Raw genomic sequence first — 15,747 nt, 5'->3', positions numbered from 1 at the left:
GAAGGCGCCGACATCACGACGGCTGATAACAGCGGTCTCAGGTGATCAATGCGGTTGCCGTGGTTGCTGCCAACAACGCAAGCTAGCCGCCAGATTCTCTGCACGCTTTTGGCCGCTTTTCGCCAATCGATCCCCGCACCACCATCCAGCTTTCAAACTCAGGTAACACGCCGGCCGGTTGCTGTCGGATATGGCAGATCAGCCTGCGCGCAGCCTCTCTGCCCATCTCATACACTGGCTGCGCCACGACGGTAATCGCCGGCGTCATCAGTTCGGTCCAGGGAAAATCATCATACATCACGAACGAGATATCCTCGGGGACGCGTAGCCCGCGTTTTGCCAGTCCGCGCAGTATCCCCATGGCAATGAGATTATCCGAGGCGATCAATGCGCTGGGCGGATCGGAGAGTGCGAGCAGTTCAGTTAATATCTGCTCAATGCAGTCATTATTAATAGCATTCAGACGGACCAGGGCCGGATCGAGAACCTTTCCCGCTTCATGATGCGCATCAATCATGCCTTTAACACGTTGCGCGACAGGCGTGGGCCCCAGCGCCACAGAGTGGGAATAAGGTGTGGCGATGCGCATACTGGAAAGATAAGCGATACGTTGGTGGCCGGCGTTCAGTAATAATTCCGTGGCATGCTTTGCCACGTTCAGAAAGTTTGCCTGAATCGTTTCCACCTCCAGCCCTTCGACAGAGCGGTCAAAGGTCATCAGTGCCCGCCCTTCCACCAGCACCTGTTTCAGATGTTCATTATCCCGTGCCAGGGAGCTACAGGGCGCTACGATGATGCCATCGACGCGTTTGTCCAGCATCACACGTACGGCTTCCCGCTCCTCTTCCACGGTTTCATCACTGTTACTCAGGAGCAAATGAAAACCCGCCTGGCGGGCAACATCGGCCATGCCGCGTAATGCCAGCCCAAAATGGGGGTTTTCGATATCGCCCACAATGACGCCAAGGGTATTTGAACGCCCGGTGTTCATGCTGCGCGCCAGCTCATTTGGCCGATAGCCCAGCGTTTCCGCCGCCTGAGCCACACGGGTTTGTACATCTTCACTGACCGATCCATATCCGCCTAACGCTCTTGCTGCCTGCGCTTTGGAAACGCCTGCCTGGCGTGCAACATCCGCGACCGTCGGCCCCCGTAATTGAGGTTTTTTTGTTGTCATAATTATTTCGAATCACAAGTTGATAACATCTGGATTGACGCTGCTTAAAGCGTGTGCTTAATATCATTATATCCACTTGAGACCGGTCTCACAACAAGCACCGGTTTCATTTTACGCCTCACTGAGACCGGTCTCAATATAATATCACCGGCTAAGTGGACTCTGACGTTTCACCTGCAAAATCGGAAGAGCTTTATGACATCGCATAAACGTTTACCCTCTTTATCCGCAGCCCTGTTTGGCATTGCTGTAATGCTCTCAGCCAGCTTCAGTGCACACGCGGCAAGTGATAACAATCCGTATGGCTTAATCGAACCGGGGCACCTGCGTGTCGCCAGTCTGGGTGATTCAAAGCCTTATACCTTTACTGACAAAAACGGCAATTTCACCGGTTTTGACGTCGAATTTTTCAGAAATGTAGCCCATCGCATCGGGATCGATAAGGTGGATTTCGTTGGGCAAGATTTCTCTGCCATCCTGCCCGCCGTCGCCAATGGGCAATATGACGCGGGCGTAGCCGCAATCGGCATTACCCCCGCCCGTGAAAAAACCGTGGATTTCTCGACAGGTTATCTGGCGGGTTATTTGACGGTGTTAACGCGCAGTGATTCTGGCGTAAAAAATGTCGAGACGCTGGCCCATAAGCGACTGGGCGTGATTCAGGGAACGCTGCAGGAAACCTATGCGTTGCAGCACTTTAAACAGACCGACCTGGTTCGGTTTCCTGACAACAACGCGGCGGTTTCCGCGCTGAATAACGGCACGCTTGATGCCACCTTCCTTGATTATGAAGCCGCCAAAGATTATGCCGCGCGCTTCAATCTGGTCATGGCCGCGAATATCCCTTCTTTTGATGCGCCTGCCGGGGTGGCGATAGCCAAAAACAAGCCAGCGTTCAAAGCGGCGCTGGATAAAGCCATTAAAGATGCGATGCAGGATGGCACCTGGGAAAAGCTTTATGAGAAGTGGTTCCCAGGCTCGCCGATGCCTGCACAGTACCTGCCCCAGCACCCTTAATCGCCGCGCACGTTGTGCGTGTGAATGTACCTGGTGATGGACCCTGTCTGTCACCCGCAAAAGAGAATCGGCTATGGATCTCATTACTATTCTTTCGCGTACCTTCTTCGATATCCCTGCGATGATGGACGTCCTGCCCCAGTTGCTGGCAACGGGGCTGGTTAACACCATGATTATCTCGGTGTCGGCCACGCTACTTGGCACCTTTTTCGGCCTGATCCTGGCGCTGATGGGGATCTCACCTTCGCGCTGGCTGCGCCTGCCTGCCCGGCTGTATACCGACTTGTTTCGCGGCCTGCCTTCCATCCTCACCATTTTGCTTATTGGTCAGGGGCTGGCGCGTTTCAGTTACCAGTTATTTGGCCCCACGCCTTATCCCCTCGGCATCTTTGCCCTAAGCCTGATTGCAAGTGCCTACATGGGTGAAATCTTTCGTGCGGGTATTCAGAGCATCGAACAGGGTCAGATGGAAGCCTGTAGGGCGCTGGGCATGAGTTATAGCCGGGCCATGCGGCTGGTGATCATCCCACAGGGCATCCGGCGTGTATTACCCGCCATCGTGAACCAGTTTATCGCCATCATCAAAGACTCTTCACTGGTGTATCTGCTGGGGCTGATGACTTATCAGCGCGAGCTGTTCCGGGTAGGCCAGGATGCTGCGGTACTGAGCGGCAACCTGTCTCCCCTGATGCTGGCCGGCCTGTTTTATCTGGTGATTACCGTGCCACTCACGCACGCCGTGAACCACATCGATGTCCGTTACCGCACCGGACGCCGTCGTGCTGCGGCCCCTCAGAGCGGTTTAAAAGAAATCGATGAAGTGGAGGTAAAACGGGCGGTCGCGCCCACTGCCTCTCTGACCAGCGGACAAGGACATTAACATGGCAACCTCTTCTGCCTTTCATGGCGCAAGTCTTGAGCTGCGCAATCTGACCCTGGCATACGGCCCGATTGAAGTGCTGCGCAATGTGTCGTTAGCCATCGCCCCCGGCACCACGACCTGCATTATCGGCCCTTCCGGGTCGGGAAAATCGACGTTACTGCGGGGCATCAACCGCCTGCATGAACCGAAAAGCGGCGATGTTTTACTCGCCGGCCGCTCGGTATTAAAAGACAAACCCGATGCGCTGCGACTGCGCATCGGCATGGTGTTTCAACACTTTAATTTGTTCCCCGACCACAGCGCGCTGGAAAACGTGGCGCTGGCACCGTGGAAAGTCAAAGGCCAGCCGAAAGCGAAGGCGCTGAGCATTGCCAGGCAACGTCTGGCCGAAGTGGGATTAGCGCAACGCACCGATCATCGCCCGCGCGATCTTTCCGGGGGGCAGCAACAACGTGTGGCCATCGCCCGGGCGCTGGCGATGGAACCGGAAGTGATGCTGTTTGACGAAGCCACCTCCGCACTCGACCCCGAACTGGTGAAAGGCGTGCTGACGCTGATGGCCGAGCTGTGTCAGCGCGGCATGACAATGGTGGTGGTGACGCATGAGATGGGATTCGCCCGACGCGTTGCCGACCAGGTGGTCTTTATGGACGAAGGCGAGATCGTCGAAGCCGGCACGCCTGAGCAACTGTTTGAACGTCCCCAGTCTGCCCGTTTACAGCGATTTTTATCGGAGGTGCTCTGATGTCACATTCTACCGTTTCAGGTCCTGTCCGCACAGCGCTGGTGGGTTTTGGTATTGCCGGAAACGTCTTTCATGCCCCGCTGCTAGCGCACAATGCCGATTACCGGCTTGACGTGATTGTCAGTCGCGATGAACAGCGCGTGGCATCCGCCCAGCAAGGTTACCCGCAGGCACGGATTGTGCCGGACTGGCCTTCGCTGATGCAGCTTATCGATAGCGGTGAAATCGCCCTGGATCTCATCGTGCTGGCCACACCACCCGCACAACATCGTGAACAGGCTTTGCAGGCCAGTATGCGCGGCATTCATCTGGTGGTGGACAAACCCTTCGCCCCTGACGTCGAGGCAGCAGAAGCGATGATCAGCGCTGCCCGTCAAGCCAATACCTTGCTGACGGTCTTTCACAATCGCCGTTGGGATGGGGATTTTCTGACGCTTAAGCGCCTGGTGCAGGAAGAGGCGTTTGGCACTGTAAGAAGTTTTGAATCCCGCTTTGAATGGTGGCGACCTGAGGGGTTTGGCAACTGGCGTGACACGGTGTCCCTTGCACAAGGCGGCGGCCTGCTGCTGGATCTCGGCAGTCATCTGATTGATCAGGCCATACAGCTATTCGGTCCGGTAGAGGAAGCCAGCGCCGAGTTAGCCCGCTATTCGGGCCAACAGTCGGACACCGACGAGGATTGTTTTGTCTCCTTGCTGCATAAAAACGGCGTGCGTTCGCGGCTGTGGATGAATGGTCAGGCTGCCCTGAACGCACCGCGCTTCCATCTGCTGGGCAGCAAGCGCGCCTTTACCCACTGGGGACTGGATAACCAGGAGCCACAGCTGGCTGCAGGCATGTCGCCCACGGACAACCAGTACGGCGTTACGCCGCCCGAAGGTTATCCCCGGATGGGGACCGCGGAGGAAAGCGATGTCGTTACCCTGCAGCGCGGCAACTATCCCGCATTTTATCAATTGCTTGCCAGTGCGCTTTTGCATGGCGGCCCACCGCCTGTCGAGACAGATGAGGCGCTTGCGGTACTGAAGCTTATCGATCAGCTTCATCAGCAAAACCGCGTGCGTACTGCCTGAACGGCGTAACTTTTTAACAAAGGAATCAATCATGACTGAACAAGCTGTAGTCAAAACCGTTGTTGTACTGGGCGGTGGCGTGCTGGGCGTATCGACCGCCTGGCAACTGGCCAAAGCCGGTGCCAGAGTGACGCTGGTAACCGAAGCGGAACTCTGCTCCGGGGCCTCGGGACGTTCACTTTCCTGGCTCAACTCGTCGGGCGAACGGTCGCAACCTTATCATGCGCTAAGAATGGCAGGGATTGCGCGTTACCATACCCTGTTTGCACGCCATCCCGATCTCGACTGGCTGCGTTTTGATGGCGCGCTGTTCTGGGAGGAGGACGATGATACGGGAACCCTGGCGCGCCATGATTACGAAAAAGCGCATGGCTACGAATCTCTCCTTGTCGATCACACCACAGTAAATCGTGTTGACCCTCAGGTGAACAGAACCGCCCTTACCCGTGTCGCGATTGCCAATCCGGGTGAAGGCTGGGTCAGTCTGCCCCATCTTATGGAACATCTGATTCATGAGTTCAAAGCCTCAGGCGGCGAAGTCGTTGAGCATGCGGGAAAAGCAAGCGTAATCACCACTGCGGGGCGTGCGACAGGCATTCGTAGCGAAAAGCGCGGTGAGTTTAGCGCAGATCGTGTGCTTGTCGCCTGTGGCCCCTGGACACCCGAGGTGGTTGCGCCGCTTGGTGTGCACATTGCAAACGCGTCGCCTGTCGCCATGCTGGTCACCAGCACTGCACAAAATCAGGGTTTGCAGGTTGTCATGAACACGCCGCGCGCGGCGATACGCCCCAATCCGGGCAATACGCTGGCGGTGGACCATGACTGGTACGAAGAGGATATCGTTGCGCATGCCGATGGTCAGTACAGCATTGATCAGGCGGTCATCAGCCAGTTAATGGCGGAAGCCGGTAAACTGATTGGTGAGGGTAAACCCCTGGACGCAAAGAGCTGGAAAATCGGGTTAAAGCCGGTTCCGGGTGACGGTGAACCGGTTGTCGGGGAGCTGAAAAAAGTGCCGGGGTGCTTTGTTGCGTTTACCCATTCGGGCGCAACGCTGGCACTGATTTTGGGCGAGCTTCTCACCGATGAAATACTCAATGGTGTGCAACATCCGATGCTCGCCACTTTCCGGCCAGAAAGGTTTAGCTAAGCCCTTTCCAGCGTCATGGCGGTGATGGCCGTTATGGCGCTGGATGAACGCCCTGAAGCCTGTCACTGCCGTGCATGTCGTTACTGGCGCAGGCTTGATTTTGACTCGACTGCAGAAAGAGACAAATATCAGGTCTGCTAACCTCGGTTTCCGCAGTTTTAGCGGCTGTGTCTCACACCAGGGCTGTCACGGCGGTCCTGAAAAGTGCCACCGCCAACCCGCTTCGCGCGTTAAAGCACTGTCACGCCGCGCGGGTGATTCAGAGCAATCTGAATCACCCCAGCAGAATCGCGCGCTGCTGCGTCGCGCGCCGGTCTTGCCCTTTCCCTCCTGCCCGTTAACCGCCAGCAGGGTTAAGCATCCTTTTTTCAGTCATCTACACTTTAGCCATTCATTCCCGGCAACCCGTAGCGGTTAGCCCATGCAAAGGACGACACTATGACTGAACAATCGACAACAAATCACGCCTGGCTTCTGGCTTCACGCCCACAGGGTGAACCAACGGAAGAGAATTTCCGTTATGTTGCGCAGCCGACGCCGGAGATTAAAGACGGCGAGATCTTACTGCGGACGATTTATCTGTCACTGGACCCTTACATGCGTGGTCGCATGGATGAGGGAAAATCGTACGCGCCACCGGCAGAGCTGGATCAACCGATGGTCGGCGGTACGGTATGTCAGGTCGCTGCATCCAAAAACAGTGAGTTTAAAGAGGGCGACTGGGTACTTTGCCAAAGTGGCTGGCAGGAATATGCGGTTTCTGATGGCAAAGATGTTGCCCGTCTGGATAACAATCTGCCCCATCCTTCCTGGGCGCTGGGTATTCTGGGCATGCCCGGTTTTACCGCCTATATGGGATTAATGGACATCGGTCAGCCGAAAGAAGGTGAAACCCTCGTGGTCGCCGCCGCAACCGGTCCGGTGGGTGCCACTGTGGGTCAGTTAGGTAAAATGAAAGGCTGTCGCGTGGTGGGCGTGGCAGGCGGCGAAGAAAAATGCCGTCATGCTGTAGAAAATCTGGGGTTCGATGCCTGTATCAATCACCACAGCCCGGACTTTGAAGAACAGCTTAAAAACGCCTGTCCGGACGGCATCGATATCTATTTCGAAAACGTCGGTGGCAAAGTGTTCGACGCCGTCTTCCCGCTGTTAAATACCGCCGCGCGCGTGCCGGTCTGCGGTCTGGTTTCCGCCTACAGCCAGAAAGCACTCCCTGCCGGTCCGGACAGAACCTCGCTGATTATGGCGGGCATCCTGAAACGTCGCATTCGTATGCAGGGTTTCATTATTTTCCAGGATTACGGCCATCGCTATCCCGAATTCCTGAAAGCCATGACGCCGTTGGTTGAGAGCAAAAAAATTCAGTATCGCGAACACGTGATTGAGGGCCTTGAACAGGCCCCCAAAGCCTTTATCGATATGCTGAACGGCAAAAACTTCGGAAAAACCGTGGTTAAAGTTGCCTCGTAAACCAGCCGATCCTGTAAAAATGCAACGTCCCTGACGTTGCATTTTTTTTATCTGATCGGGCGTGAGACGTGCTCTGCCGCAGCATCGTTGGCGGTTGCTACCGCGTGCGCAAGGCTGTTGCCATCATTAAGCGCCTTGCACAAGACGCCCATGAAGCAGTCACCCGCGCCGTGCGTGCTGACCAGCGTAATCTGACGGGCAGGCAGGCTGTGCGTTTCGCCGGCTTCGCTGAAAGCCACGCCATGTTCCCCTGCCGTGACCACAACACGACTGAAACGTGATGCCAGCTGCTCTGCCGCCTGTCTGGCTGACAGCAGATCGGTCACCGCTACGCCGCTCATATCCCGGGCTTCAACCGCATTCACCACCAGCAAATCGACGCAGCGTTCAAATTCGGCAGAGAGCTGGCGAGCCGGGGCGGCATTAATACATACCGGAATACGCTGCTGCCGCGCAGCCTGCGCCGCCGCCAGATTCACCGCTTCCGGCACTTCATTTTGCAACACCAGCATCGACACATCCTGCCAGAAACCGTCCTGCATGAACGGCTCCGCCGCTATGTGCTGATTGGCATTGGATACCACCACCGCGCCATAGTCGCCTTCCGCGTCGGTAATCGCCACGCTCATGCCAGACGGGACATCCTTAATCGTTGCGACCGAATCGGTGTTAACCCCGGCCTGACGCAGCGTATTTAGTAAAAACACACCCTGTTCATCGGCCCCTACGGCCCCGATAAAACGCACATCTGCGCCAGCATTGGCTGCCGCTATCGCCTGGTTACCGCCTTTGCCACCAAACTTGTAGTGACAGGCGTTTCCCATTACCGTTTCGCCCTTTTCAGGCCGATGATGGGCATCCAGCATAATGTCGTAATGAAGACTGCCGGTGACTGCAATTTTACTCATGCTCAGAATTCCCGCAGATCCTGAACCGCATGCTGGGTTTTGATCAGGTTTTTCTCCGCCCGCTTTAAATCCTTTTTCGCGATAGCCACGAACAGCGCATCCAGTATATTTAACTGGGCAATTCGTGATGCGGCATTTTCACCTAACAGATGCGATCCCTGAGAAGTTGAATTAAGTACCACATGCGCATGACGCGCAATAGGCGACTCGGCGTAATTCGTAATCACAATCACTCTGGCACCGTTACGGGCGGCTAATTTAACCGGATCGTTCACAGCACGCGTGGCACCGGAGTGACTGATGGCGATAACCACATCATCATCAGATAACACTGCCGCAGACATCAGCATTATATGGGCATCATCATAAGCGGTGGATTTAATCCCAATCTTAAGCATCTTGTGGGAAAGATCGCGCGCAACCGTTGCCGATCCGCCCACGGCATAAAGATCGATATGACGAGCCTTAAAAATAATCTCTGCCGCACGGTTAAATTCAGAGACATCTAAAACCGACAGGGTTTCTTCAATGGCCTGAATTGAGGTTCTGAATACTTTCGCCAGTAACTGTTCCGATGAATCATCGGGCTCAATTTCCGCATGCAAACCTGCCACTTCAGAGGCGTTATAATAAATTAAACTGCTTCTGAAATTTCTGAATCCTGTGAAGTTAAGCTTTTTCGTGATCTTAACCACCATTGCTTCCGATACACCGTTCTCCTGCGCGATCTCTTTTAACGACGTTTGTTCGGTAATATCGGTTCTGGCAGTGATTGCCTCAATAACCCGCCGTTCTAACGGCGTCAGTTGAGGTAATCGCATACGTATCTGAGCGCCAATGGCTCGCGGATCTTGCTTCATTACTTGCCTCGGGTCGCTCGGTCAATCAACATCGCTATGATAATAATAAGACCCGTAGCGAGCAATTGATAAAACGCCTGAATATTAAGCAAGGTCAGACCGTTACGCAGCGCCCCCAAAATAATCACCCCAATCAGGGTGCCAAAGATACTACCTTTGCCGCCCATTAAAGACGCGCCGCCAATGGCCGCAGCGGCGATGGCGTCCAGCTCCCACAGGTTGCCGATGGTCGGTTCCGCCGCGCCCAGGCGACCAATCAGAATCAGCGATGCCAGAGAGGCCAGCATGCCTGAGATCACGTACACCGTGACTTTGGTTCGTTTGACCGGCACACCGGCCACGCGGGCCGCCTCTTCATTGCCGCCAATCGCCAGAATGTACTCACCCAACGGGGTTTTGTTCATTACCGTCCACAGGCAGAGGGCAATCACGGCCACCACGACGATGGGCGTTGGCACACCGAACACCGTGCTGTTAATCAGGCTGCGGAACGACATCGGAATACCAAAGACCGGATTGCCGCCGGTGTAGATCAGCGCGATGGCACGAAACAGCGACAAGCCGCCCAGCGTCACGATAAAGGGTTGCAGCCCGGCATAGGCGATAAGCGTACCGCTGAAAATACCGCTCAGTGCGCCAATGCCCAGCGTGGCGATAACCGCCAGGGGCACAGGCACGCCAGAGACCATGAGCGTTGCGCCAAATACGGCAGAGAGTGCGGCGGTTGGCCCGACCGATAAATCAATACCGCCTGAAATAATCACCAGCGTCATGCCCAGAGCAATTAAGGCATTAATCGAAGATTGCTGCAAAATATTCAACAGATTCGGGACGGTAAAAAATACCGGCGACAGGAAAGAGAATGTCACCACAATAATCAGTAAGCCAATTAAGGTTCCGGCATCGCGCAGGTTAAATTTCAACAGCGGTGATGCACGGCCAACCGGCTGCATGTTTGTTTCAGTCGTCATAGTGATAACCTTTATAGAGAGGTGTCCGCTCAGGCAGTTTCGACATCTTTAATCGCAAAGCGGGCAATATTGTCTTCAGTAATCGCCTCGCCCTTTAACTCTTTCGTTATTTTTCCTTCCCGCATCACTAATACGCGATCGGAGATGCGAATAATTTCCGTCATCTCTGACGAGACAACAATAATGGCTTTACCTGCCTGCGCCAGTCGTTCAATCAGATTATAAATTTCGGATTTGGCACCAATATCAATGCCGCGCGTGGGTTCATCAAATAAAAAGACCTTGGCATCCGCTGCGACCCAGCGTCCGATAATGACTTTTTGTTGATTTCCGCCACTCAGCGTACCGATGGTTTTTTCAATATCCATGGGGCGAAGTTTAAGGTCGCTCATGACATCGTGCGCCACCCGATTTAACCGAAGTTTATTTATCACCCCCGCCAGGGTGAACTGACGCATGGACGGCAGCGCCATATTCATCTTCACCGAGCGCGCTTTAATAATGCCCTCTTTTTTCCGGTCTTCCGGTACCAGACCGATTCCGGCTTTTATGGCCGCGCTGATATTATGATTTGGGACGGGCTGACCATTGACCTGCACCGTGCCGCTGCTGCGCTTGTCGATACCGGCAATCAGCTTGAGCAACTCGGTGCGTCCTGCCCCGACCAACCCGGCAATGCCCAACACTTCCCCGGCGTTGACGCTAAAATTAGCGGGTAATATTTCGTTGCCACGCGCCAGATTTTCGACCCGCAACACTTCCTGTGCGGTCACGAAGGCGTTGTGATCGAGCCTTTCTATCTTGCGGCCGACCATTTTGGCGACGATGCTCTCTTCATCTTCGTCACAGATATTCACCACCCCGACCTGTTTACCATCGCGCATGATGGTCGCCCGGTCGCAGACCCGGAAAATCTCGTTCATCTTGTGTGACACATAGATCAAGGACACACCCAGCGACTTGAGATCGGCAATCAGTTCAGCCAGCCGGTCAAATTCGCGCGGCGTCAGGCTGGATGTCGGCTCATCCATGGCGATGATTTTAGCGTCATCCAGTAACGCACGGGCAATTTCGACGATCTGCTGCTGAGACACTTTAAGATCTTTGATCGGGCTGTTGGGATCGATCGTGGGATCAAGCCGTTTCAAAATCAGCGTGGCGCGCGACAGCTGGGCTTTTTTGTCCACCCACCACCCTTTTGCTTTGGTCAGTGGGCGGCCCAGAAACATATTCTGCGCAACTGAGAGCTCTGGAACGTGTTGCAGTTCCTGGTGGATCATCGCAATCCCCGCATGACGGGCGCTGAGTGGGCTTTTCATCTGCACCGTCTGACCGTTGACGCTGATTTCTCCACTGTCTGCGCCCCGCACGCCGGAAAGAATATTCAACAGCGTGGATTTCCCCGCGCCATTCTCACCAATCAGGGCATGCACTTCACCGGGCTTCACAAAAAAGTCGACATTCTGTAAAGCTGCGGCGCTGCCGTAGGTTTTGTTGATGCCGCGCATCATTAAACGATACTGTTCCATACGCTCTCCGCCAGGCTTACTGTTGCGCTAACAGTTGACGCAGCTTGTCCATGTCTTTGGTGGAAAATGCATCCGCATTCTCTTTGGTGATCAGCGCCTGCGGGGTGGAAACCACGCGTGAGATTTTCTGGCCGTTAATCAAACGCAGCATCACATCCATCGCCACTTCACCCGTCAGCACCGGGAAGCTGTCCACGGTACCGGTCAGTTCGCCGCGCTTGATGGACGCATAAGCATCGGAGATCCCGTCAGTACCAAATACGGCTACCTGTTTGGCTTTGTCCATCGAACGCACCGCTTCCACGACACCCAATGCCATGGTGTCGTTATTGGCGTAAAAGCCGATCAGGTCAGGATGCTGTTGCAAAATAGTGCTGGCGGCGTTAAATGCCTGCTCACGGCTCCAGTTGGCAGGTACGCTGGCCACCACATTGAACTTGCCGTTGGCCTTCAGCGTTTCTTTAAATCCACTGGTGCGCTGTCCGGCAGCATAGACGCCAGGCTGGCCTTCAATCACCGCAACTTTGCCGCCCTGCGGATGGTGCTCGATAAACCATTTCGCCACCCGCACACCGTTGTCTTTCTGGACGTTACCGACGTAATGTTCCGCATCCGGCATAACCGCATCGTTAACGTTCACTACCGGGATTTTTTTACTGTTGGCGCTTTCCAGTGCAGGCTCAAGGTTAATGTCGGTTTGCGGGGAAACCAGCAGGCCGTTATAGCCCTGGGAGATCATGGTTTCGGCAATCGACAGTTGACCCAGTTGATCGTCTTCATTCGCTGCGGCCTGATAAGCCACGGTGATGCCATATTTTTTAGCGGCGTTCTGATAACCCTCGCCCAGCAAACGCCAGTATTCATTGGTCAGGGTTTTAGAGACGCCACCGATTTTGAGCGATTTATCGACCTTGGGCATCGCGCCATATTTACTGTCGAGCTGCGACCATTCGGTGCGATCCTGTTCGGTATCGGACTTGAGCGGCGCCATCTCTGCGGCATACACACTGGCGCACAGTAGCGAGGAAGCGATGACGGCGAGTAAACGTTTTTTCATTTTTTCAGCCTTTTATTATGCATTTGTAGGGTAAGATTTTGCTGTTCTGCAGCTGACGCCCTGCATTAACGCGCCAGCATAATGTCGTTGACGATTTGCTGTGAGGCGACGGCGTCCTGACGGCTTATCGCCTCCATCAATGCGGGATTATCGTTAAGCTGGTCGCAAAGCTTGAGTAATCGCGTCACGGTGGCGATGTTGATTTCTGCTTCGCGCACCGGGTCCAGTCCGCTGGCATCCGGGAAGGTGTCAAAATAGTAGGCACCCTGATAACCATCGCGCTGCATCTGCCACAGAAACTCCAGCGTGGCGCGCGGATTAACCGAGGCCGCCATCAGCCCGTCATCCCGTTTGCCCCAGCCGTCATTCAAATCCAGCCCCAGCAGCCTTGAACGACGTGCCACCATCGCCGCCGCCCAGGCAGGAATTTCATTGGCGAACAGGACATGGGCAAAATCCAGCGTGATGCCCAGATTAGGGCTACCGGCTTCTTCTACGGCCAGCAGGCAGGTTGTTACGTTAGGAAAGATGCTGTAGGCGCGAGGCTCATTGGGTTTGTATTCAATGCTCACATCCACGTCCGGCGCATAGTCGGCGATTTCACGCACCGCACTCACCGCATCCTCCCAGATTTTTTTGTAATCGACCTGGAAGCAGTAGTCGAAACCGTCCTGCCCCATCCATAACGTCATTAACCGCGAGCCAAACTCGCGGCCGGTATCGATGCCGCGCTTGGTCAGATCAATCGCCTCACGACGAATCTTTGCGTCGGGATGCGTAAACGCACCGATTTTGAACTGCGGTGCATCCCAGCGCATCTGCATGCCGTTGACCGCCAGGCCCGCGTCGTCGATAGCCTGGCGCAGGGTTTTCACATCACTGGTCAGGTGCTGGGGATAGTTGAGATCCAAATGCGTTAAGCCTTTAACCTTGCCCGCGCGCGCAACCATTTGCAGTACAGAGGGTTTGCCCTGCAAATCTGGCCAGTAGAGATGTGCCCCTGAAGCGAATGAGTTAAGACGTGTAGCAAACTTTAAATCTGACATGAGGCTCAATCCTTAGTAACAGGGTTGTAATGTACTTTCCTTTTTCACAACTAACTGTGAAGTTATAATAGAATTTACTCTTTACGCGATAACGCGCAACCGTTGTTGTGGAGGAAATAAGTAAATTGCGAGGGCGGTCACGTATTAATCACCTCAGGCAACAACCTGAGGTGGTCAGTCAAAATGACACAACCTCTGCGTCAGCAAGGCGTTGCGGGAACAGGTGCGGGAAGCGCGTCAGAAACGGGCGAGCGCCGTGAAAATGCACATCGGCGCGGGATCGGCCGTTGCTGTCTCCAGATTTACGCTACGCTTACTCCATGCATTACCCTTACAAAAATGGAGACAATTTCAATGAGTCATGATGAGCGTAAACCCACCACAACAGACGCTGGTATCCCCGTCGCCAGCGATGAACACTCCCTTTCCGTCGGTCCCGACGGTCCGCTGGTGCTTCACGACCACTACCTGATTGAACAAATGGCCAACTTCAACCGCGAGCGTATTCCTGAGCGGCAGCCCCATGCGAAAGGAAGCGGTGCATTTGGCTTTTTTGAGGTGACTGAAGATGTGAGTCGCTACACCAAAGCCAAAGTCTTTCAGCCAGGCACGAAAACCGACGTCGTGATGCGTTTTTCAACGGTGGCTGGCGAGCGCGGCAGTCCGGATACCTGGCGCGATCCACGTGGATTTTCCATTAAGTTTTATACCAGCGAAGGCAATTACGACATGGTGGGCAACAATACACCGGTGTTCTTTATTCGCGATCCCATGAAGTTCCAGCATTTTATCCGCTCGCAAAAGCGCCGCGCCGATAACAATCTGCGTGACAACGACATGCAGTGGGATTTCTGGACCCTGTCGCCCGAATCCTCACACCAGGTCACCTGGCTGATGGGCGATCGCGGTATCCCTAAAAACTGGCGTCATATGAATGGTTACTCCAGCCACACCTATATGTGGGTGAATGACCAGGGTGAGAAGTTCTGGGTGAAATACCACTTCCATACCGATCAGGGCATTGAAAACCTGACGCAGGAAGAAGCCGACAAGCTGGCAGGGGAAGATGGCGATTACCACACGCGTGATCTGTTCATGTCTATCAAAAACGGCCATTTCCCGAGCTGGACGCTGTACATGCAGATCATGCCGTTTGCCGACGCTGACCACTATCGTTACAACCCTTTCGATTTGACCAAGGTCTGGCCGCACAGTGATTATCCGCTAATCAAAGTCGGCAAGCTGACGCTCGACCGGAACCCGACCGATAACCATGCGCAGATTGAACAGGCCGCTTTCGAGCCCAATAATCTGGTGCCTGGCATTGGACTCAGCCCGGACAAGATGCTTCTCGGTCGCGTGTTTGCCTATGCCGACGCCCACCGCGCACGACTTGGGGTGAACTATAAGCAGATTCCGGTTAATGCCCCGCAGTCGCCGGTGAACAGCTACAGCAAAGATGGCGCGATGCGCATGAATCCGGTGTCCGATCCGGTTTATGCCCCTAACAGCAAAGGTGGCCCCGCCGCCGATGGCGATCGTTATCCGACCGACTCTGTCTGGTCTGCCAGCGGTGATATGGTGCGTGCGCCTTACACTTTGCGTCGGGACGATGACGACGTCGGCCAGGCAAATACCTTAATCAACAAGGTGATGGATGACGCCGCGCGCGACAGGCTGGTGAATAATGTCAGCGGGCATCTGCTGAACGGCGTTGAAGAACCGGTGCTTTCACGTGCCTTTGCCTACTGGCGCAATATCGATCAAACCATCGGCGACCGTATCGCCAGCAAGGTGCAGGAAGCGCGCGCTAAGCGCTAACCCGCACGCCAAACGGTGGTGTTCGCCACCGTTTATTGGC

At 54.7% G+C, this 15,747-nt stretch carries 14 protein-coding genes; 7 read left to right on the top strand and 7 right to left on the bottom strand.

Annotated features, from left to right (window positions below; genetic code table 11):
- Positions 1–82: 82 nt before the first annotated feature.
- On the bottom strand, positions 83–1,177 hold the full coding sequence (locus NR177_RS07510; RefSeq protein ID WP_109716335.1) for a LacI family DNA-binding transcriptional regulator: 1,095 nt from the start codon (positions 1,175–1,177) through the stop codon (positions 83–85).
- A gap of 195 nt (positions 1,178–1,372) precedes the next feature.
- On the opposite strand from NR177_RS07510, the gene NR177_RS07505 reads away from it, so the two are divergent.
- The 6 genes from NR177_RS07505 (at position 1,373) to NR177_RS07480 (ending at position 7,515) form a co-directional block, all read left to right on the top strand.
- Positions 1,373–2,194, top strand: coding sequence for an ABC transporter substrate-binding protein (locus tag NR177_RS07505; RefSeq protein WP_063879570.1), 822 nt, complete (start codon positions 1,373–1,375; stop codon positions 2,192–2,194).
- Between the two features lie 73 nt (positions 2,195–2,267).
- Positions 2,268–3,074, top strand: a complete 807-nt coding sequence (locus NR177_RS07500; RefSeq protein WP_256852582.1) for an amino acid ABC transporter permease — start codon at positions 2,268–2,270, stop codon at positions 3,072–3,074.
- A 1-nt stretch (position 3,075) separates the two neighbouring features.
- A complete protein-coding gene (locus NR177_RS07495; protein WP_063879568.1) occupies positions 3,076–3,822 on the top strand; it encodes an amino acid ABC transporter ATP-binding protein in 747 nt (248 codons plus the stop codon).
- Positions 3,822–4,895: a Gfo/Idh/MocA family oxidoreductase gene (locus NR177_RS07490; protein ID WP_256852581.1), complete on the top strand. Its 1,074-nt coding sequence runs from the start codon at positions 3,822–3,824 to the stop codon at positions 4,893–4,895. The genes NR177_RS07495 and NR177_RS07490 overlap by 1 nt, the downstream gene beginning before the upstream one ends.
- 31 nt (positions 4,896–4,926) lie before the next feature.
- Positions 4,927–6,045: an FAD-binding oxidoreductase gene (locus tag NR177_RS07485; protein WP_063879566.1), complete on the top strand. Its 1,119-nt coding sequence runs from the start codon at positions 4,927–4,929 to the stop codon at positions 6,043–6,045.
- A gap of 438 nt (positions 6,046–6,483) precedes the next feature.
- Positions 6,484–7,515, top strand: a complete 1,032-nt coding sequence (locus NR177_RS07480) for an NADP-dependent oxidoreductase (RefSeq protein WP_096010652.1) — start codon at positions 6,484–6,486, stop codon at positions 7,513–7,515.
- A gap of 47 nt (positions 7,516–7,562) precedes the next feature.
- On the opposite strand, the gene NR177_RS07475 is transcribed toward NR177_RS07480, so the two are convergent.
- From NR177_RS07475 to NR177_RS07450, 6 genes are all read right to left on the bottom strand, one after another.
- Positions 7,563–8,423, bottom strand: a complete 861-nt coding sequence (locus tag NR177_RS07475) for a PfkB family carbohydrate kinase (protein ID WP_256852580.1) — start codon at positions 8,421–8,423, stop codon at positions 7,563–7,565.
- 2 nt (positions 8,424–8,425) lie between these two features.
- Positions 8,426–9,283 (bottom strand): MurR/RpiR family transcriptional regulator, encoded by an 858-nt coding sequence (locus tag NR177_RS07470; RefSeq protein ID WP_063879562.1) that lies wholly within the window; start codon positions 9,281–9,283, stop codon positions 8,426–8,428.
- Entirely contained in the window at positions 9,283–10,254 is a 972-nt protein-coding gene (locus NR177_RS07465; protein WP_096010655.1) for an ABC transporter permease, read from the bottom strand. Before NR177_RS07465 ends, NR177_RS07470 begins: the two co-directional genes overlap by 1 nt.
- Before the next feature lie 29 nt (positions 10,255–10,283).
- A complete protein-coding gene (locus tag NR177_RS07460) occupies positions 10,284–11,783 on the bottom strand; it encodes a sugar ABC transporter ATP-binding protein (protein WP_241567820.1) in 1,500 nt (499 codons plus the stop codon).
- A gap of 16 nt (positions 11,784–11,799) precedes the next feature.
- Positions 11,800–12,840: a substrate-binding domain-containing protein gene (locus NR177_RS07455; RefSeq protein WP_172897151.1), complete on the bottom strand. Its 1,041-nt coding sequence runs from the start codon at positions 12,838–12,840 to the stop codon at positions 11,800–11,802.
- A gap of 65 nt (positions 12,841–12,905) precedes the next feature.
- A complete protein-coding gene (locus NR177_RS07450) occupies positions 12,906–13,886 on the bottom strand; it encodes a TIM barrel protein (RefSeq protein ID WP_109716330.1) in 981 nt (326 codons plus the stop codon).
- Between the two features lie 354 nt (positions 13,887–14,240).
- Between NR177_RS07450 and NR177_RS07445 the strand changes: the two genes are divergently transcribed.
- Positions 14,241–15,707: a catalase gene (locus NR177_RS07445; RefSeq protein ID WP_256852579.1), complete on the top strand. Its 1,467-nt coding sequence runs from the start codon at positions 14,241–14,243 to the stop codon at positions 15,705–15,707.
- Positions 15,708–15,747: the final 40 nt, after the last annotated feature.

Origin of the sequence: Pantoea sp. Fr+CA_20 (assembly GCF_024520835.1) — a bacterium.
In the GTDB taxonomy this organism is placed as follows: Bacteria; Pseudomonadota; Gammaproteobacteria; order Enterobacterales; family Enterobacteriaceae; genus Pantoea; species Pantoea allii.
This window is presented reverse-complemented; position numbering and strand designations above follow the sequence as displayed.